This window comes from Belnapia moabensis DSM 16746 (genome assembly GCF_000745835.1).
In the GTDB taxonomy this organism is placed as follows: domain Bacteria; phylum Pseudomonadota; class Alphaproteobacteria; order Acetobacterales; family Acetobacteraceae; genus Belnapia; species Belnapia moabensis.
On the sequence record NZ_JQKB01000075.1, the window covers coordinates 1 to 20329 of the forward strand.

13 protein-coding genes and 2 pseudogenes are annotated in these 20329 nt (G+C 66.4%); 1 reads left to right on the top strand and 14 read right to left on the bottom strand.

What is annotated here, in order from left to right:
- The 13 genes and pseudogenes from EP26_RS25120 to EP26_RS35330 all read right to left on the bottom strand — a co-directional run.
- The coding region (locus tag EP26_RS25120; RefSeq protein ID WP_043342777.1) for a transposase at window positions 1-188 on the bottom strand (188 nt) is incomplete at its 3' end.
- A gap of 123 nt (window positions 189-311) precedes the next feature.
- Window positions 312-524, bottom strand: a pseudogene (locus tag EP26_RS25125) (transposase); the annotation flags it as partial.
- A gap of 96 nt (window positions 525-620) precedes the next feature.
- Window positions 621-2156 (bottom strand): oligosaccharide flippase family protein, encoded by a 1536-nt coding sequence (locus EP26_RS25130; protein ID WP_043342782.1) that lies wholly within the window; start codon window positions 2154-2156, stop codon window positions 621-623.
- A 3-nt stretch (window positions 2157-2159) separates the two neighbouring features.
- Complete coding sequence (asnB, locus tag EP26_RS25135; protein WP_043342784.1) at window positions 2160-4094, bottom strand: asparagine synthase (glutamine-hydrolyzing); 1935 nt, start codon at window positions 4092-4094, stop codon at window positions 2160-2162.
- A gap of 306 nt (window positions 4095-4400) precedes the next feature.
- The gene (locus EP26_RS25140) at window positions 4401-5369 is read right to left on the bottom strand and encodes an NAD-dependent epimerase/dehydratase family protein (RefSeq protein ID WP_043342786.1); all 969 of its coding nucleotides are present in this window, start codon (window positions 5367-5369) and stop codon (window positions 4401-4403) included.
- 130 nt (window positions 5370-5499) lie between these two features.
- Window positions 5500-7458 carry a hypothetical protein gene (locus EP26_RS25145; protein WP_157033758.1) on the bottom strand — a complete coding sequence of 653 codons (1959 nt, stop codon included), beginning with the start codon at window positions 7456-7458 and terminating at the stop codon, window positions 5500-5502.
- Between the two features lie 879 nt (window positions 7459-8337).
- A complete protein-coding gene (locus EP26_RS25150; RefSeq protein ID WP_084112958.1) occupies window positions 8338-9642 on the bottom strand; it encodes a glycosyltransferase in 1305 nt (434 codons plus the stop codon).
- A 101-nt stretch (window positions 9643-9743) separates the two neighbouring features.
- Window positions 9744-11084: a putative O-glycosylation ligase, exosortase A system-associated gene (locus EP26_RS25155; RefSeq protein WP_043342790.1), complete on the bottom strand. Its 1341-nt coding sequence runs from the start codon at window positions 11082-11084 to the stop codon at window positions 9744-9746.
- A gap of 9 nt (window positions 11085-11093) precedes the next feature.
- On the bottom strand, window positions 11094-13913 hold the full coding sequence (gene prsT, locus EP26_RS25160; protein WP_043342792.1) for an XrtA/PEP-CTERM system TPR-repeat protein PrsT: 2820 nt from the start codon (window positions 13911-13913) through the stop codon (window positions 11094-11096).
- 13 nt (window positions 13914-13926) lie between these two features.
- Window positions 13927-15360, bottom strand: coding sequence for a PEP-CTERM-box response regulator transcription factor (gene prsR, locus EP26_RS25165; protein WP_043342794.1), 1434 nt, complete (start codon window positions 15358-15360; stop codon window positions 13927-13929).
- Window positions 15357-17411, bottom strand: a complete 2055-nt coding sequence (gene prsK / locus EP26_RS25170; protein ID WP_052389658.1) for an XrtA/PEP-CTERM system histidine kinase PrsK — start codon at window positions 17409-17411, stop codon at window positions 15357-15359. Before prsK ends, prsR begins: the two co-directional genes overlap by 4 nt.
- A complete protein-coding gene (locus EP26_RS33670) occupies window positions 17408-17935 on the bottom strand; it encodes a sugar transferase (protein WP_084112962.1) in 528 nt (175 codons plus the stop codon). The genes prsK and EP26_RS33670 overlap by 4 nt, the downstream gene beginning before the upstream one ends.
- Window positions 17845-18306, bottom strand: a complete 462-nt coding sequence (locus EP26_RS35330; RefSeq protein ID WP_157033759.1) for a hypothetical protein — start codon at window positions 18304-18306, stop codon at window positions 17845-17847. The genes EP26_RS33670 and EP26_RS35330 overlap by 91 nt, the downstream gene beginning before the upstream one ends.
- Window positions 18307-18851: 545 nt before the next feature.
- Here EP26_RS35330 and EP26_RS25175 point away from each other — a divergent pair.
- On the top strand, window positions 18852-19958 hold the full coding sequence (locus EP26_RS25175; RefSeq protein ID WP_084112964.1) for a GNAT family N-acetyltransferase: 1107 nt from the start codon (window positions 18852-18854) through the stop codon (window positions 19956-19958).
- 242 nt (window positions 19959-20200) lie between these two features.
- Here the strand turns inward: EP26_RS25175 and EP26_RS36415 are convergent.
- A pseudogene (locus tag EP26_RS36415) lies at window positions 20201-20329 on the bottom strand (IS110 family transposase); the annotation flags it as partial.

A 20329-nucleotide genomic window follows, 5' to 3' on the forward strand; every position in this document is an offset into this window, starting at 1 on the left:
GCTAGTATCTCCTTGCGCCAGGTATAGATCTGCCCCGTGCTCACCCCGTTCCGGTCCGCCACCGCCTGCACCACCGCACCCGGCTGCAGGCTCTCGCGCACTACTCGCAGCTTGTCCTCGTCCGGCCACTCTCGCCGCCGCACCGAGTGGACCTCGACCCGAACGCCCCGCTCCGGGCGCGCTCGCATCGTGCCATTCCGACCGTCGTAAGAACCCGCTCCGAGCGGTTCCGCCACTTCAGCTGCGTCCGTCATGCCCACCATCTCGGCAGGCACGCCCCGTCATCTCAAGGCCGCTGACGGCTGACGCTTACCATAAAGCAGCAGCGCCACCATCATCGCCGGGTGGTAGGGCGGATAGCCCCGGAGCTCGTCATAGGTCGAGAGAATGGCCGAAAGGTCGAGCTCCTCGGCTACGATGTCGCGGACCAGGTGCGCCGGATGCCCCTCAGGGACGAACTCATGCACCGAGGGCGGCAACAGCCAGACCTCATCCACCTTCCACGGCCGAAAGCTCTTCATCATGCCGGCAAGCGAATCAACGCTCGTCCTACATGTCGAGCCTCCTCACACGTTACCGGGACGGGCTCCTAGGGACGTGGGCATTATCACCACGTTCTATCATGCGGCCGCGCGCGCCGACCACAGGCGCGGACGGAGCTTTAATGCGGCTGCGAAAATCTTGGTCTCGGCGCCGGAGGGCGCGCCGGCCAAGCGCCATAACAGCCATTGGGCCATGACATGAGTCGCCACGCCGGTTGCGACGAGGAGGAGTAGTTGGCCGAAGCTTGCCAGCCAGCCGGTCTCTCCGCCTGCCGAAAGGTTGGCTCGGACCAGCAGGACGGCGCCTGTCATAAAGCCGGCCGCGCCGAGGCTGCGCCAGACCTCGGACCAGACTTCGGCGAGGCGCAACCCGGCCACCTGGCAGGCCTGCTGGGTCCAGATCATCGCGTTCAGCAAGCCGGTGGCCATTAACACCGTCGCGACAGCCAACAGGCCCCCATGCCAAGCTGCTAGCAGGACACAGACCATGCGCAGCGAGACTAGGCTCGCAAAAATTCCTACGAGCCGCGGATACCGGTCGAGGATGGCAAAGATATTGAAGGTAAAGTGCCCAAATGCGTCACCGAGCGCGTAGAGCGCGCAGGGCGCGATGATCGCCGCCGCCCCGGCCCATGCCGGCCCCAGCGCGATCCTCTCAATTTCTGGCGCGACGAGGGCGATGCCGACCGACATCGGCACGAGGACGGCTGCCAGTAGGCCGAAGCCGTCGGCGATTTGGCGACCGAGCAGGGGTGGGTTGTTGACGACACGCGCGTAGCCGGCATAGATCGGACCGCGCACCGGTACAGCGAGTTCGGTCACAGGCGCCGCGGCCACTTGATAGGAGGCGTTGAATACGCCGAGCGCCCGCACGCCCTGAAAACGCCCGAGCATGATGGTCGGCAAGCTGCCATCCGCCATGGAGCAGATGTTCATGGCGAACATCCACTTTGAGAAGGTGAGGAACTCCCGCCAGTCGCGTAACGACAGGGAAGGCCGATGCGGCGCCAGCCGGTGGCTGTAGGCGATTGCGAAAAGCTTCGCAACAAGCCCGCCGAGGACGAGGCAGAGATAATGCTGCGTCCAGCAGGCGAGCCCGATCGTTACGGTAAAGGAAACTAGGCGCGCGGCGATTTGGTGACGGAACAGCAGGTTGAACCGCAGTTCTCGTTGCAAGCGGATGAGGCCAACGCTCATCAGCCCGTCGAGGGCGATGGTGAAGGCGATTACGTAAATGATCAGCTCCAGCCGCGCATCGCCCAGCATCCGCGCCTGCCAGCCCGCAGTCGCCGCGACCACGCCGCCCAAGAGCAGGGCGCGCAGCAGGTTCATCGTCCAGACTGTATCGTACAGGCCACGGTCGACTGTCGGCCGCCTGACCACGATCACTGCATAGCCCGTCGCGGTAAGCGTGTCCGCGACCGCGACCGCCGCTCCTGCCAGCGCGATCAGCCCGAAGTCCTCGGGCACCAGGAGCCGCACCAGCAGCAAGGTGCTCACGATGCTGATCAGACGGACCGCCAAACGGCCGAGCACCATGAAGGCGGCGCCTAGTGCCACCTTGCGGTTGACCTGCGCGACCGAGAGCTCGGGATCAGTGGGGCTTGCGGGCATGGCTCACGCCACCATCACGGGCTGGACGGAGTCGTGGACGGTAGCGCCGCCCGCCTGCGCTACGAACCCTTCAAGTACCAAGAGCTGCCAGATTGCCTGACTGTGCTCCGCACGTCCCGAGGCATGTTCCTCGACTATGCGGGCGAGCGCGGCGGAGTCGAACAGGCCGCTCTCTGGCAGCGCGCCGCGCGCGAGCCTGGCTGTAACCTCCGGCGCCCGGGCGCGGAACTGCCCGCCAATCCGGTCGGCGAAACCGCGCTTTTGGCCCCATAGCGTCGCCGCCGGCAGAAGTGGCGCCATTGCTTCGCGCAGCACGTGCTTGCCAACCCCGCGACGCAGCTTCAGCGAGGCTGGCAGCGCCATTCCCCAAGCGACCAGCTCGTGGTCGAGGATCGGCGGTCGCAGCTCGAGCGAGACGGCCATGCTCGTTCGGTCCGTCTTCGCCAGGATGTCGCCTGGTAGGTAGGTGTGCAGATCGGCATACTGAGCCTGCAGCAAGCCGTCCTCCTCGTCACACTCCGCCATTAGGTTGGCGAAGCGGGCCGATGGGTCGTGACCATCCAGCGCACGACGGGCCGCTTCGGCATAGAGCCTTCGCCGCCGGCCATCCTCCACCTTGCAAGCGGTGCGGTAGTAGCCCAGCGCAGAATCAAGGCTGAGCTCAGTCAGCGTCGTTTTCGCCCGCAGCCAACGCGGTGCCCAGTCGAGCTTCGGATAGGCCGCCGCAAGACCGCCGATTATCTGCCGGCGCATCCCCCCCGGCACCAAGCGGCGCACCGCCTCGGCCAAGCTGTGCCAGCGATAGCGCCGGTAGCCCGCGAAGACCTCGTCACCACCGTCGCCGGACAGCGCAACCGTCACGTGCCGCCGCGCTAGCCGGCAGACCATCAGCGTCGGCACCGCCGAATGATCGCCAAAAGGCTCGCCGAAGATCCGCGCCTGGTCGCGCGCAGCCGCGACATAGTCTACTTGGCCCACGTCGGCATGGTGCGCCAAGGCGAGCTGCGCGGCGAGCGCGGCGGCGGCGGGGCGCTCGTCCGCGCCGTTCTCGAAGCCGATGGTGAAGACGGCGAGCGGTCCGGTTCCGGCCTCCGCCACAGCGCGCGCCGCGCAGGCCACCACCGCGCTCGAATCCACCCCGCCCGAGAGGAAGGCGCCGAGCGGCACGTCGGACATCAGCTGCGCGCGGACTGCCGCGTCCAGTCGCCGCGCGAGCTCGGCGGCCGCTTCGGGCGGCGCGGGGGCGGCCGAGGTCGGCGGACGCCAGTAGCGGCGCGGCGCCAGCGTTGCGAGCTCGCCGCGATGAAGCAGCAGGAAATGTGCTGCTGGGAGCCGCCGGATGCCGGCAAAGATTGTGGTTGGATCAGGCACGTAACCGAGCGCTAGGTAGTCGTCCACGGCAACGGGATCGATGCGCCGCGGCAGTTCCGGCAGAGCTAGCAGCCCGCCAAGCTCCGAGGCGAAGACAAAGCCGCCGTTCGGCAGGCTGGCATAATGTAACGGCTTTTCCCCCAGCCGATCGCGCGCCAACAGCAGCTCCCCCCGGTCCCGGTCCCAAAGGGCGAAGGCGAACATGCCTTTCAGCCGCTCGAGCAGTCCGACCCCCCATTCCCGCCAACCATGCAGCAGGCATTCCGTATCGGAGCGCGTGCGGAAACGGTGTCCTGCTGCCTCCAACGCCTGGCGCAGAGCGGCGTGGTTGTAGATCTCGCCGTTGAAGCAGACGGTGATCAAGCCGTCCGGTGTCGCCATAGGCTGTGCACCGCCACCAAGGTCCACGATGGAAAGGCGGCGGTGGCCGAGGCCGAGATGTGGCTCCGCATGGAAACCTTCCCCGTCTGGCCCTCGATGCTGTATCGCATCGGTCATGCGGCGCAGCACGCCCACGTCCGGCACGGCCGGGCAGAGCGGATGGAAAATGCCAGCTATACCGCACATTATACGTCGCTTCCCTTCAGCCGGCCAGCCGTGCCACCGCACCGTGCGGGTATGGCCCAGCTTTCCCTCGTCCAGTCCTTCCCAACGTCGCGCTTCCCTACCGATCGCGGGACGGAGAGCTGACGGTTGCAACCTGGAGGCGGCCGCACTGGTCTATATAGCGGAGCCCTCGCATGATTACCCACGCGAAAGCAACAACACAGACGATTGGACCACTCTGCCGCAGACAGCCCTACCCGGGCCGATGGCGGTTCTGATCGCCACACCGCTGCCATTGCTGTTGTGGTTCCGCATCCGACTTCCCGTTCAGGCGCCGATGGGTTGGGCGGACCCGCCGGTGGCACGCAGACCGGGCCGCCCGGCGCGCAGCCAAGCCACCACCTCTTCCAGCCCCTCGCGCAGGCCGCGTGGCTCGCCGAGCCCCAATACCGCGCGCGAGCGGTGCGGATCGCCAAGCGAGTGTCGGATCTCCCCCGCGCGAGGCGAACCGTACTGGATTGTGGCGGACCTGCCACAGACCGCCGCGACGGTCTCGGCCAAGTGCCGTACCGAGATCGGCCGTCCAGTGCAGACATTGAGCACCGGCGCCTCTGTCGAAGCCGCCTTGAGCCCGGCTAGCAGTGCCGCCACCACATCGCTCACAAAGACGAAGTCGCGCGTTTGCTCGCCATCGCCGAAGATGTCCACGTCCCCTCCTTGACTGAAGCGGTCGCAGAAGATCGAGATGACGCCCGAATAGGGCGAACGGGGGTCCTGCCGCGGACCGAAGACGTTGAAGAAGCGCAGGCCGAGTGTGGGAGTACCGTGCACCACACCAGCAACCAGGGCGTGCTGCTCACAGCCGAGCTTGTCGGCGCCATAGGCGGAGAGTGGGCGCTTCGGTGCAGACTCGGCAATCGGCAGGTTAACCTGGTCGCCATAGATCGCCGCTGAAGAGGCATAGACCACGGGGACGCGGCGCAGCCGCGCCGCGTCGAGTACGGCGATGCTGCCAGACAGGTTTACGCGATGTGTTCCGAGCCAGTCCCGCACGCCGCGCTCAACGGAGGCGATGGCGGCGAGATGAACGCAGCCATCGACGCCCTCCATCGCAGCGCACACAGTGGCGGGATTGCCGACATCGCCGACGATCAGCTCGGCGCCGGGGACGAGGTTGGCCTCGGAGCCCGTCGAGAGATCGTCGAGTACGCGGACCTTATCGCCGCGCCCTACGAGGGCGGCACAAAGATGCGAGCCGATGAAGCCGCATCCGCCGGTGATGAGAAAAAGGGACATCAGCTTGGGGTTCCCGGAAAAGAGGTCCTTGCCTCGGGCATAGGGTGTGGGTAGCCGGCGACATGCGTGGGCGCGCCGGTGCCATGAGTCGGGCCAGCGGCTGAGCATCGAGGCTTTCTCGCATGCCAGGCTAAGCCGACCTGCACTGCGCTACCTGGCCTGGGATCCGGACGAGGCCGCGGGGCATGACATTGTGATTAGCGTTCGAGGCGAAGTTCGGCGGCATGGTAAAGGGTGCGGCGCCGGCAACCGCCTGATAGGCCCGCTTCGCCCGCTCATCCCCGAGCACGTGATGGACGAGGGCGAGCGACAGCAGGCCGAGACGGCCATACTCGCCCTGGCTGGTACGCCAGCCCTCCCCGTTCGACATGTTGTGCTCTCGAGTTGCTGCCCCGATCTGAGCCCAGGTTCTGAACGGCGGGGTCGTCGTTTGCGAAGTAGTCGCGGACCTGATCGCAAGATTGTAGGCAACACCGTCATTGCGGCCGAAGCCGCGATCCTCAGCGAAGAAGCGGCCAACGATGAAGTTGCTCATCCAGGCCAGGAAGGCGCGCGCATCCTCGCGTCCGCGCAGCGCTGCCATTGCAACGCTTGAGGCCATGTAGTCCTGCTGCCAAGGGGGCAGCATGCCCGGAGTGCCGTAGGAGCCCGGAAGCCATCCGTGGGCCTCGCCCTGCAAGGCAGTCCAGGCCTGGATCTGCGACCGCAGCCAAGCCCAGTTCGCGGCGCTGACCTCCTCCAGGTAGGCCGCGGAAGGATCGGTTAGCGGTGCGATCCAGGCCGCCTCATCGACCTGCCGGATGTTCCAGGCCGCGCCGCGCACCTGCTGCCCTTGGGTGATGAGCAGATCGTGCGCTCGCGCCGAGCGGTCCGGGAGTGCGCGCGTGACCGGCCACGTTCCGCTAACACTCCAGGCTGCCTGCGCCATGAGGTTGTCGAGGAAGGCCCGCCGCCCGGTGAGAAGGTAGGGCACGTAGGAAAGGTCGGGCTGGTGGGAGCTTACCGGGCCGACGGCCCACAGCGTGTCCCGCGCCACCGGCTGGAGCAGTGTGTAGGGTGGCCGCCCACCGCGTGGGTCCGACCAGAAGCTCGGCCAGCGTTTGACGTCGAGCCAGCCGCCTCGTGCGTCCCAGTAATGCCAGGGAACGGTGCCCGCCGCCTCCGCCTGGCCGATCGCAAGCAGGGCGGCACGCTGATTGCCCGAGATAATCCAGGCCGATTGCCACAGCGTGGTCTGGCCGAGATCGGGCCGCCCGCCAGCCGTCCCCATCCGGGTCTGCAGACCGCGCGCGCCGAGTGGCGCCGACCAGCCAGAATCGTCCATAATCCGCGCCATCTGGGTGAACAGCGCCTCGTCCACCCCGGTGCTGAGATCGTAAGGCATGACCGCCCCCGCCTCTCCAAGATAGGCCGGATCGTGCCTGACGAAGGGCGGCCGCGGCGCGGGCCGGCCATCAGCCAAACTACCGAGCAGGCGTCCCCAGCCGGCATACTGCCAGTGACGCTCCACCTCCGCCCGGAGCGCCTCCCGGCCGTCGAGCAGCATGCGCGCCCGGTACGCGAGCTCCCCGCCGCCCGACCGCATAGCGATGTCATTGCGGATCCAGATATCCGCCCAGAGCGAACCATCCGCGCGGAAAGCAACGTCTGTGACCAGACGGCACGACGTCACGCCCATTAAGGCTACTGGCAGCTCGACCCGCATCTGGATGGCCAGCGGCCCCGACTGCCAGCGCGCCGAGGTCGGCAGGCTGCCCATTCGCTCCACGATGTCGGCCCGCCAGACTGTGCCCGAGTCCATAGCCGTCAGCTCGACCTCGATGCGGCGCCCTTGCAGCCCTGTGGCGAGATCAAGCGGTGCGCTTGCCCCTGCCCCCGACCGCCGCGACATTACGACACCGGCGAGCTGTCCATCTGCCAGAGCCGGCGCAGTGAGGCTCACGATGGCGAAGCGAACGGAGCCGTCCGGGTGGTGTCGCGACACGTCGAGTTGCACTGGCAGCGGGCTACCACCGGCGCTCAGCCGAGCAACTAGCCCGGCGCCATCGGGCAGGTCTCCAACCCGGAAGGCCTGGCCGAACACCACCACGGTGCCGGCCGGCGCCCCCGTCCCCTCCAGTAGGAGGCCGACGATGTCGTCTGGCTGGGTTCGGCAGGGCATCGGCGCCGGCATGACTGCGCGGAACGATGCGGGGGCCGCACTTGGCCGCCTATCCGCCTGTGCGCGGGCGGTCGACCGCGGCGTGCAGGCTCCAACAGCGCCGAGCGCCAGGATCGCGCCTGCGGCTCGGCGGCTGAGCACGGTGATACTGTGATCAGGGCCGACGGTCATATCGGACGTGCCTTCCGCGTTAGTGCCCACGCGGTCACCGCGTAATAGGGATCGTTTAAAAATCGGCGGCGGCCAACCCGTCCCAACGTTACCAGGCAGAACTTCACTGCAGCGGCAGTCCTCCAGGACCAAGTCTGGGTCTTCTCGAGCGCAGCCGTGTGTTCAGTACGGAAATACCTGAAGCTGGTTACGGTCGATCGCGTGCGACCGTCCGAGACATCATGTAAACGGATAACACTCGGCGCCATCGATAGAAGACGGCATCCTAAATCCTGATTAGCAAGCACTCGTCGAGCGCCGTGACCTGACGACAACCGATGCTCGAAGACGTCACCAGCCATGAGCAGGTCGCATGTATTCTGATACTCGTCACAGAGGCCCTGGCCAAATACGAACTCACGATGCTGTGCCTCGCTGCAAGATTGCAGCGATAGATGTCTCCAGGTTCGTCCTGCGGATATCCTGGTGACATCCAAGTTCAGAGGGGTGAGGCTCTTGATCATGCTTGCGCAGGCGATCCAGTCGGCTTGGCGCGTAATTCTGGTGAGATCAGAGTTAACCAGGAGCGTGACAGACCGTACGGCAATTTGAAGCCTGCCGATCGCTTCGGCACGCGTCTGGACGTAACGCTTTAGTTCAGAAAGCGCCACTTCCACCTCCTGCGGGAAACGGCCTTTCGTCGCATCCGGTCACGCGGCGGAACAGGTCAATTTGTCCGCGGGTCGTCTCTTCCCACCCGAACTGCTCCGCATAGGCGCGGGTGGCCGGCCGGTCGGGCGGCGCCGCGAGCAGGCGGCGGATACCGTCAACGAGCGCCGCGGCCGAACGTTCCTCCACCACGATGCCGGCCTCGGGCGCCCTGACCGCTTCCCGCGATCCCCAAGCCGGGGCCGCCACTACTGGCGTGCCGCAGGCCATAGCCTCGAGCAGAACATTGGCCCAGCCCTCGCGACTCGAGGCGAGGACCAGCGCATCGGCTGCCGCATAGACGCGTCGCAGATCCTCATGCCGGACTGCACCCAGCAAGCGCACCCGATCGGTCACGCCGTGCTCCCGCGCGCAAGCTTCAAGAGCAGCACGGTCCGGTCCCTCGCCGACGATCAGCAGATCGTGGCCCGGCATGTCGCGCAGCGCCTCGATAATTAGGTGATGCCCCTTGCGCTCGATTAGAAGGCCGACCGAGAGGAGCATCGGACCCCGCACCCCGAACTCCGCACGGAGCACCGCGCGGTCGGCCGGCGGGCGGAACATCGCAAGGTCTACGCCGTTGCGCAGGACCGTCACCTTCTCTCGCGGTGCGCCGAGTGCGATCAAGCCTTCTGCGAGCGCGGCACTGACGGCGACCAGGGCATCCGCGCCGGCGATGGCGCCGGCGATTAGTCGGCGCGGAAGAACGTAGCGTGGCAACAGGCTGACGTCGGAGCCGCGCGCCGTGACGACCACGGGCTTCCGGAATTCCGCGCCGAGCCACACAGCCACCACGCCGTCCGGGTAAACGTAATGGGCATCGATCGCGTCGAACTCTTGGCCCGCCGCGTGGAGCCGGCGGATAGCCGCGCGCGCGGCGGCCCAGAGTGATAGCGGATTGGTGTACATGCCGATCCCCGGCGGCGCGATGAAGCGGGGATGATGCACCTTGAGCCCGGATCGCGACTCGATCGCCTGTAAGGCTGAACGCGGCGGCGTACGCCCGGGGAACCACGGCACGGGGGCGAGGACGGTGCTCTCAACCGCGCCGGTTGCCACCAGATGCCGCAGCCTGTTCTCGACGAAGACGCCATGATGCGGCTGCGCGGTATTCGGGAATAGCGTGCTGAAGGTCAGCAGGCGAATCGGCCGCCGCCACGGCTGGCCGGCGCCAGCCTCGCCGGTCTGCCTCGGATGCGGGTTGGGGTGGCGTAGCGTCCCGTATGTCGAAGGGTGACGGGTAGCGTTGGACATGCTCCGGGAAGGCGATCCAGGCGCACAGCCAGCTGATGCCGATGAGCATGGCAACGTAGTAGAGACCTTGCATGGCGGGTTTTCCGTCGTGGAATTGAACATCATGTCAGTGCACCCGTACTAATGCCGCGCGTGGGTTTGCTTCGTCCCGGTATGGCAGGCCGCAGGCGCAACGGTACCGCTTCCGGCCGATGCGCCTCAGCGCCGAGCGCGCGCACGACACAGGCGTGCGTGGCAGCAACCACGATCAGCAGCGTCCAGTAGAAGTCCCAGTAGGACAGAGATAGGAAGGTTCCACCCGAGAGATAGGTAACCATCGAGACCTGCGCCATGCGACCGAAGTCACCAGCCCAGGCCAGATCGGGCCGCCTCCGGCTCAGCCGGATCAGGCGCCAGGCGTAGTAGGCGCCGGCGGCGCTCAGTCCGAGCCAGACAATGAAGGTAGGAAAGCCGTGCTCCCCGAGTACCTCAAAGTAGATGCTGTGCACGGCACGCGCCGTGGTGCCCGGCATCACCTCGTCGATGATGCTCTGCTGATACGGTCCTCGAAAGCCAGCTCCCGTATAGGGACGGTCGAGCGCGATCAGCCAGGAAGCCTGCCAGATCTTCACTCGCCCCATAGCGGATGTATCCTCCTCATAGGTGGAGATCGTGTTCATGCGATCCACCCAGCCCTGCGGCATGAAGTTGATCGTGCCCGCGACGCAGACGGCCATCAGCACACCGCCCAAGATCTTACTGCGGGAGCGGAGCCACATCACGACGCAGGTTGCGCCAAGCGCGACCAGCGCGCCACGCGACTGGCTACCCACCGCCGCGACAATCATAAGGCCCATTGAGACCATGAGCCCAAGCCGCACCCATTTGTGCGGCGACTGCATGCGCAGGTAGTTGAGGAGCGGCACGGTGAGCAGGATTGCGACCGCCAGGTGGTTGCGGTCCGTGATCATCGTATCCGGCGGCCCTAGTACAATGAAGGAACCACCCGTCTTCAACGTAAAGATGCCGCCCTTCACACCATAGAAGCCGATTGATAGCGCCATTAGCCAGATCAGAGCGTGGATGCGCTCACGTGAGGTGAGCAGGCAGCCGACCAGCAGCGCGCCTAATATCGTCTTTATCAGACGCTCCCACATGCTCCACGTCAACGCAGGGGGAGCGATCGATGTCAGAGACGTCAGTGTGATTAATACGGCGAAGACGATCAGCAGCACCGTCACAGCGTTCGCCTCGAAACGCTTTGGCTCCCGTTTGACAATGCAAGCCGCGACCAGGATGACGAAGACGATCATCGCATAGGGCTGATTCTGCGCAAATCCCCACACCTCGCGGTGCGGATTCATAAACGCGATCCAGCACCAAAGCAGCGCCCCCACGAAGGGTTGAACGAAGGCCAGCGGCAACAGCGCGCCGAAGAGCCCGATGAAAACAAAGCTCCGCATGCCGCCCGCTCAGCGCTCGGCGCGGAGCTCAGCCATCAGGCGTTCCGCCTGCGGCCGCTGCTGGAAGGCGCCCGGCGCTGCCAGTGCCGGCTCAAGCGCACGCAGCGCCTCCTCGCGTTGGCCTCCGGCACGCAGCACATGGGCCAAGCGAAATACCTTGTCGCGGTCAAGCTCCTGCCCCTGCGGGCGCGGCGCCTCAACCGCTTGGCGGAGCAGCACGACGGCACGGGCTACGTCACCGGTCTTCGCCAGCACCCAGCCAAACGTATCCGCCGTCTCCGCGTTCGGCAACAGGAAGTAGCCACGTTCTGCCAGACGCCGCGCGCGCGCCAGGTTCTCCGCCCCGCCCCGCTCGGCCAGAATCCAGGCCAGGTTGTTCAGCGCCACCGCATTGTCCGGCGTGCGCTCCACCACTACGCCAAGCCGCCGCTCGGCATTCTCCGTCTGGCCGGCTGCTAGGTCGAATTGAGCCATTAGGTTGAGCGCCGCTGCGTCCTCCGGCTCGCGCGCGAGCCAAGCGTTCAGCGCCGCCACAGCCTGCTCCGTCTGCCCCGCCGCCCGCCAAGCCTGCGCCTCGCGCTGCACCAGTCCCGAGAGCGGCACGCGCTCTCGTGCGGCGGCAAAGGCACGCCCAGCCTCGGCCGGGCGACCCGCCGCCAGCAGCAACTCGCCGCGTAGGAACAGCGAGGCCGGCCGCGACGCCGCCGTCTCCGCCAGCCTGTCCGCAGTCTGGAGCGCCGCATCCAGCCCACGCGCCTGCCGCACTACCCCCAGCAAGGTCTGCTGCAGCGCCGCGTTGTCAGGCTGCGCCCGCAGGCCCTCCTGCACGGTCCGCTCAGCGGCGGCGGGGTTGCCGGCGCGCAACTGCAGCGTCACAAGCTGCCGTCGGGCGGCCACTGAGGTGGCATCCTCAACCAAGGCGGCTTGCGCCTCAGTTTCCGCTTCCGCCCACTGCCCACGTGCGGCTTCCAGCTGCGAGCGCGTCAACGGCAGCCCGGGTCCCTGCCCCGGCTCACGCAACGCCGGCGTGTTCAGCACCGCCAGCGCCGCCGCCGTGTCGCCCGTCACACGGAGCGCCGTCGAGAGGGCGAGCGCGAGTTGCGGCACCGTCGGTGCCGCCGCCTGCACGTTCTGCAGAATCTCCCGCGCCGCTGCCGCTCGCGGCCCGCTGCCGGCGATCGTCGCCGCGATCCGGCCAAGCGCCTCGGTGTTGCGTGGGTCGCGGCGCAGCACCTCGGCCAGCTGCCGCTCCGCCTCGGCCGGGTCGCCTTGCGCGGTCGCCACCCGCGCCAAGCCAAGACGGGCCCGCACGCTACTAGGATGGTTACGCAACGTCGTCTCGAAGGCATTGCGCGCCGCCGTTAGGTCAAACCGTGCAAGGTGCAGCAGCCCCTCAAGCGTGCCCGCTACCTCTCCGCGGCGCTGCTCGGGTGTCAAGCGCTCCCAGGCGGTCTGGGCGGCGGTCATGTCGCCACGCAGGAGGGAGGCGATCGCCATCAGCTCTCTCGCCCCCGGCTGTTCGGGAGCGATGCGCAGCGCCTCGATCGCGTCCTGCTCGGTGCCCGCGGTGTCGCCGAGCGCTAGACGCGCTGCGCCGAGCCGGGCGCGGATTCCGGCATCCTCCGGCGCGCGCTCCGTCGCCTGGCGGAACGCCTGCATTGCCTCACGCGGTCGGTTGGCCGCCGCATGCGCGCGGCCGAGCAGGTCGAACGCCTCGGCATCGGCCCCGCCAGCCTGTGCAAGGCGGCTGAGCGTGGCGGCGGCGGCGTCAGGACGGCTCGACTCCATCTGCAGCCCCGCGAGCAGCTTCGCCCCGCGCGGATCCTCCGGCCGTCGTGCGGTATGGCGCTGGGCGGCATCTTCGGCCTGGGCACGTTCGTTCAGGGCGCGCTTTACGGTAGCCTGCAGCAGCAGCCCGTCGGGCAGGCTGGGTAGCGCGCGCGAGAGCCGCTGCAGCACCTCATCCGCCTCGCGCCAGCGCTGCGCACGCGTATGCAGCAGTGCCTGCATGTAGTGTCCCAGCACGTTGCCCGGGAGCACCCGCAAGACGGCGTCCACGTCTTCTCGGGCTCTGGCATCTTCACCCGCGCGGGTCAGAAGCTCAGCTCGCAAAATTCGGCCCTGCACATGGCCCGGAGCAGCCGCGACCAGCCGGTCAAGCGTGGCAATCGCCGGTCCCGTTTCGCCATTCTCGGCCTGTAGCGCGGCCATGCGCAGCAGAGGGCCGGTCGCGTTCGGGTGGATTGCCAGCACGCGGTCTAATTCGGCCTTGGCACTGCCGCGATCGCCCTCCACCAGTGCAAGGGTCACCGCCGCCATTCGTGGCTCTACCGCCTCCGGTGCGAGGCGCATCGCCACTTGCACCATGGCGCGGGCGGCGTCGCGCTGGCCGAGCGCAAGTTCGGCCAGCGCCCGCGCCGCAGCAATCTGCGCAGCGACGGCCGGGTTCGTTGGGTTGTCCGGCAGCGAAAACTCGCGCAGTAGCTCGCGGAACTGTTCGCGCGCGAGATAGGCGCGCAGCAGCAGGGACGTGGCCCCGACCAAGTCGTGGCCGCTTTCCAGCGCGGCGCGAGCCTCACGGAGCGCCGTCTCGATGTCACCGATCGCCAGGCTCACCTGGCCGAGCGCCAACCGCACAGCGCCGTTGTCCGGCTGGTTGCGCACCGCGTTGCGGTACTCAATCTGCGCAGCGCGGAGATCGCCGCGCGCCTCCGCGGCGCGGCCGCGTTCAAGTGGCTGCGCCGCAGCCTCACCAACGCCCAACCCGGCCGCGATAGCGGCAGCGAGGAAGAGGGTGCTGCGATAGCGACGGCGGACCTCCGGTCTCATGGTGTCAGCTCCGCTAGTCATGGTTGGGTTCAGCATTGACAGGTACATCCGTTCTCTGGCGCGCCGTGCCGAGCCCATGAGTTTCGAGCAGGCTGTAAAGCGTGGGCCGGCTGATGCCCAGCATCCGCGCTGCCGCCGAAAGACTACCGCGGCTGCGCACCAGCGCGCGCTCAACCATCTCTCGTTCTACACGCATGCGCCCGGTACGGAGATCAAGGTCGCTCTCGCCCTCGGCGCTGGCGGGTACGGCGGCGGCCTGCGCCTGCGGGGGCGGAACGACGAGCTCCAGGTCCTCCGCGCCTACCATTGGCCCATCCGCCATCAGGGCTGCGCGGCGCACTCTATTCTCGAGTTCGCGGACATTGCCCGGCCAGCGATGCGCTGCAATCGCCTCAACCGCCATGCTGTCAAAGCCGCGCAGCTTGCGCCCGTGCTCGCGGCCGAAGCGAGCAAGGAAGAACCGGGCTAGCAGCAGCACATCGCCGGCACGTTCGCGGAGTGGGGGAATGCGCACTGTCACTCCATTGAGACGGTAGAGCAGGTCGCCACGAAACCGACCGGTGTCGGCTTGTTCCTCTAGCGGCTGGTTAGTGGCGGAGACGACCCGCGCATTAACCTTGATCGGCGTGCGCCCGCCAATCCGCTCCACTACCTGATCCTGCAGGAAGCGCAGCAGCTTCGCCTGCAGCGCAATGGGCATTTCCCCGATCTCGTCTAGGAACAGCGTGCCGCCCTGCGCCGTTTCGATACGGCCGAGTGTCTGGCGGACGGCGCCGGTGAAAGCCCCCTTTTCGTGACCGAACAGCTCGCTCTCCAACAGCGTTTCCGGAATCGCGGCGCAGTTCAGGGCGACAAAGGGCTTCCCGGCGCGTGGGCCCATCTCGTGCAGGGCGCGCGCTAGCGCTTCTTTGCCGGTACCGCTTTCGCCGAGCAGTAAGACGGGAACGGAGACGCTGGCCAGCCGCTCCACCGTCCGGCAGACCTTCAGCATGCCATCGTCGGCGGTGATGATGCCTTGGATCGACGAGTTCTTCGGCGCCTCGGCCAGCCTACGGTTTTCCTCCTCGAGCTCGTGCAGCCGCAGCGCACGCTCGACGACGGTGCGCAGCACCGCGAGGTCGACCGGTTTCTCACAAAAATCGTAAGCGCCGAGTGCAACCGCACGTAGCGCATTCTCGCGCTGGCCTTGGCCGCTTGCGACCACCACGGGAACATTCGAGCAGCTGGCGCGCAGCATGTCGAGCGCCGCGAAGCCTTCGCTCACGCCTTCCGCATCAGGCGGCAAGCCAAGATCGAGCAGCACGGCATCCGGGACCTCGCGCCGCACCTGTGCCTCGGCCTGGCGGCGGTCGGTAACGACGATCACGCGGCAGTTCGGGAAAGCCCAGCGATACTGGGCGCCGAGGCCGGGATCGTCCTCAATGACGAGAAGGCGCGCCTTCGTCATGCTGCCCCCCGCACCGGCTCGGCGATACTGGGTCCAGCCTGGCACTCGCGCGCCGGCAGCAGGAGGCGCATGATGGTGCCTGCGCCCGGCCGGCTTATCACGGCGAGGTCACCGCCCGCCTCGCGCAGTAGCTCGCGTGCCTGCCAAGCACCGATGCCGCTGCCGCCCCGCTTCGAGGTGGCAAGCGGACGGAACAGCTCGTCACGGATAAACTCGGAGGTCATACCGGGGCCCCTATCGATTACCTCCACAATCACCTGCGCGCCTTCGCGGCTGACCCGCACGCGCACCGGCTCGCCGGGTGGAGAAGCCTCGGCCGCATTGTTCATCAGGTGCCCGACTGCGGTGTCGAAGCGGGAAGCGGCGATGGCTGCGTGCGGGCCGCCCCCCTCCCCTTCGACATGCACGGGATAGGGCTTTGCCGCGGCAATCATGCGAAGCCGCTCGAGCGGCACGACGTCCTCCCCGTGCTCGACTGCCGGCACGTCACCGGGCTGGCCGAGGCGGGCGAGCAACGCGTTGATGCGCGCGGCGGAGGCTCGGACGGTCACCAGCATGTCACGCTGGAATTCGGGGTCGGCAATATTGGCCTCGGCATTGGCGAGCAGCAGGGATAGCTGGCTTGAGACGGTCTTCACGTCGTGGGCGACGAAGGCAAAGCGCTTGGCATAGTCGGCTACGCGACGCTCATCGGCCAGGCGCTCGGCGGCCCGGCGCTCAGCAAGGAACATTGCCACCTCGCAGCCAAGGGTACGGAGTAACTCCGACACCTCACGGTCGAGCCTGAAGGCAGCGCGTGGCGGGGCAAGAAGCACCACGCCGGCTAGGCCGTCACCCCCATGTACCAGCGGCGCGGCAAGCCAGAGGCGGCCATAGGCCTGGAGCAGCGGCCTAGCAGCCACGGAAACGGCTGGGGTATCGAGCACGAGAACCTCCGCCCCCTCCCCGAGCACATCAAGGAACGGGTCCTCTGCTGGCAGCGCCAGATGCTCGGCCGGCGAGTTCCAGGATCCTGCCCACCGCAGCCCGGCCTCGCCTGGGTCGCGCTTCAGTAGCACGCCGGCTGGGCTGTCCACCGCGTCGGCGATGGCGCGAATAGCACGGTGCTCGGCGGGCGTACTGCCGTCGGCGGCGGAGAGTGCATCGACGCAGCGGAGCCATTCGCACCGATAATCGTAGCGAGCGGTGAAGAAATGATCGACGACGAGGTGGCGCAGGCGCGAGCGTGCGCTGCGCGAACTCGCCGCTACGGCGAGCGCAGTCAGCGCGGCACCTATGAGGCTGGCTTGCGCGGTAATCCCCCATTCCCAGTCGAGATGGCGTAGCGTCTCTCCGAGCGCGCCGACGCCGATGAGGAAGCCGCCCCCCACGACGAGGGTCGCGCCGTGAAATACAACCTGGCGAGATACCGGCGGGTCGCGCCGCCAGCGCCCATTGCGCACCGCGGCGAGCGCGAGCAGCGGCGTCACAATCGCAACCAGTGCCGCGCGCGCATCCAGCAGGGGCCCGAAGAACTCGCGCGAGAGCACTGCGCTGGCGTAGAGCATTACATCGAAGGCGGAGAGCACGCCGAGCGCGATGGCGGGCAGGCCGACGTGCCAGCGCTCTGCCTCGTCTGCCGTGCGAAACAGGTTCTCGCTGATTAGCACGACGAGCAGCGCGAGGCCGAGCCGGGCGAGCAGCCCGGCCTGGCCAAGGCCGTAGGAGGGCGTCTGGTCCGGCTCAGCGAGCAGCGACACCGCAGCGAGCAGCGCGGCGGCAAGGCTGAAGACACCGCTGAGCGCACGGCTACGGGCGCCGGCAATGCCGTGGAAATGAAACAGCAGCACGCCGAGCCAGACTAGCCAGCGTGCAATCTCGAGTACGCCGGAGAGGCCGGTCAGCGGCGCCGCGGGGTCGGCTGCGACGGCTGCCGCCCAAAGGCAGGCGATCCCAGAGGCTGCAGCGAGCAAGCGCGCAGTGTGACCGTTCGCGGTGGCGAGGACGAGCATCGTCCAGGCGAGACAGACAGCCGCTGAGCCTGCATGTAATAAAACAGAGACGGAGCTCATGCTGACGCCTTGCGGCCGCACTCCGGCCACCCCTCCGCCACCTTGCCCCTTCCTTGGAAGATGATGGCACGAGCGATGGCGCTGAGGACAGGGAGATCGAGGATGAGACTGCGCCGGCGCACGTAGAAGAGAGCGTGGGCGAGCTTACGCTGGACATCCTTAACGGAAGCACCGCAAGGAGAGTTTACCTGCGTGCATTCAGTGTTACAACGCTTGAGCAATGTGCGGTGGCGATAGTGAGGGATGACGGCGCCAAGCTTCTTGACGAAGGCCCGACGTTCCGGCCGCGCTCCCATGAAAGCCACGTCGCTGCGCAGCACGTTGAGGACCGGCGCAATTGCGTTGATGGGGGCCAACCGAAATGGACCGCCGGCCCAGGCGTTGCCCATCTTCGCCCAAACGGGAGCGCTAGCGGTTTCAGCTCCGATCATCATCAAGCGACAATTGGAAAGCATGAAGACGTGGTTGCCATGGCCGGCACACTCTTGTCGATAACAGAACGATAAGGAATTGTCGAGCTTGATTGCTCATGCGGTGAGTAGCAGCGACAGCGTGGCGAGGTGACGCAAATGAGCAGGATGGCAGAGACACGGCGTAGTGCTACCTCACCGCCGCCGTTCCGGGTTGTATAAAAAGTCTCGGTCCATCCCGAGGAGAGTCGGTTATTGTTGACGCGCGCGACGCGGCGTTTGCGGAACTCGATCTTGTCGAGTAGCGCAACGTTTCTCATAGCGGCGTGCTGGCGCAAATCGTTAGGTACCAGCACATCATCGAGCTCGACGACAATGCCGAACTTGCTGAGGATCCCACCAGTTGTTACCGCGCAGACGAAGACCTTTGGGATGCAAAGGGGCAGCCGATCTGAACGCATGCTGTGCCCGAAGAGAGTCGTCATTGTTCCGTTCCACCCACCTCGTCCCCAGCCCTGCCTCTTCTCCGGTCAGCGCTTCGGTGCATGCCCGTACCCTCGTGGAGCGCCCTGGAGTTCCGCACCCCCTTCTCGGCTTGTGTGGCCACCGCGGTCCTCGCCGGCACATGTTGGGGCAAGGAAGGATGCACAAAATGTACTCTGGTATCTAAAAACACAACATCTTAGGTGCCCCATAACTGATTTACAAATTTTCACGTTCGTACACTACGATTTGTAGTTGCAATTTCGCAACAAACAGTTGTTTGGTATTAAACGTAATCGCGGGCTTCTCGTCGGGTGGCGCATCTTTGACTGGCTCTCTAGAAAATGGCATTGCGACGCTCTCGAAGGCCTGAGACCTCCTATAATTGGAGTTTGTAAGTAGACGCGTTGCGCAGTGTGTTGCGCGCTGAGAATGACATGGCGTTGATGGCGCAGTCTATCTGCGCTCACGAAATTGTGATAACGGAGCCCGCTTAGTTCATTGCGCCTGGTTTTTATATGCCACTTTGCTGCGGCGGTTCAACGCAATGACCTTGCATGTGACAAAAGAGGTTCCGTCCAGCTTCCAAGCCCTCGGCAAGACGTGGCGAACACTTGAAGCGCGCGTTCAGGCCTCCTTCTTCCAATCCTGGACTTGGGTGGGGTGCCTCGCTGGGGAGCGATATTCCAATCCCGTCTTACTGCGCGCCGAACGTGACGGTCAGCTAGCTGGGCTTGCCCTGCTAAACCGTCGCGGCTCGACCCTTCACCTTACCGAAAGTGGAATGGCCGAGCTTGACCGACCTTTCGTCGAGCACAACGGCCCGCTCGCCCAGGATGCGGAGACCGCGGCAGCCCTCCTTCGAGCGGCGCTCGGCCTGGCTGGCATACGCACAGTCTCGGTTCCCGGCGGCCTCCCTGCTCTCATCGTGGGATCCGGAGGCGAGGTGCTGCGGCAGCGCATCCTTGTGGCGCGCTACGTCGATCTTGACCACGTCCGGGCAGGTGGGGTCGACTACCTCGACACTCTCAGTCCCAACACTCGCCAGCAGATTCGCCGCTCAATGCGCTTGCTCGCGCGGCAAGGGCCTCTGCGGCTCACTGCCGCGCGCACCGAGGCAGAGCTATTGGCTTGGCAGGAAGAACTGGTCGCGCTGCATACCGCACGCTGGGACGATGTCGGTAAGCCCGGGGCTTTCGCTACGCCGTTTCTGCGTCGCTTCCATCAAGCGCTGATGCATGAGGCGCTCCGGCGGGGTGAGCTCGACCTGTTGCGCGTCACAAGTGGCGATCGTACTGTGGGGGTACTATACAATTTTCGCTACGGCGGTCGGGTCTATGCTTATCAGGCGGGCCTAGCGGGCTTTGCTGGGCAACCGCAGTTGAAGCCTGGCCTCACCTGCCATGCGCTAGCCGTGCAGGAGGCGTTAGCGCGCGGCGACAGCAGTTACGACTTCCTTGCTGGAGATTATCGTTATAAGACAAGCCTCGCCGCCGCTTCCCAGCATCTCGCCTGGACCGAGCTGGTGCGCCCGGGCTCCCTCCTTGGCCTGCTTCTCCGCGTGCGACGGCGCCTCCGCCCAGTCACTGGGTTTGATCGTCATGACAGACGATCGACAGATGCAGCCAGACCAAGTTTAGACCCCGTTCTCTAATCGGGGCTTCCAGGTCAAGCACCGGGCTGGAGGCTGACCACTGCCGGAGTCATGGTTCTCTCCGGGGTCGGTGTCATCCGCCCCATGATGGGGGTCAGGGGTGGGGCGCCGCGATGTTTGCGACGGCCTGATCCAGCGGGGTAGGCCAGACCGGCCAACGGGCTCTGCGCGGTCGCCGCCACCCACCGTCCCGGCAGAGACAGCCTCTCCGCCGGAGCGGAGCCTGGATGGTGGCGCGGAGCTCAGGCCATCCTGGCCTCCTCACGCGTCCACCAGAACTCGGTGCCGTCGACCCAGATGGAATGCAGGATGACGGCGAGCTTGCGGGCGACGGCAACGCGCGCCTTCTTGGCGCCGATCCGCTGCACCAG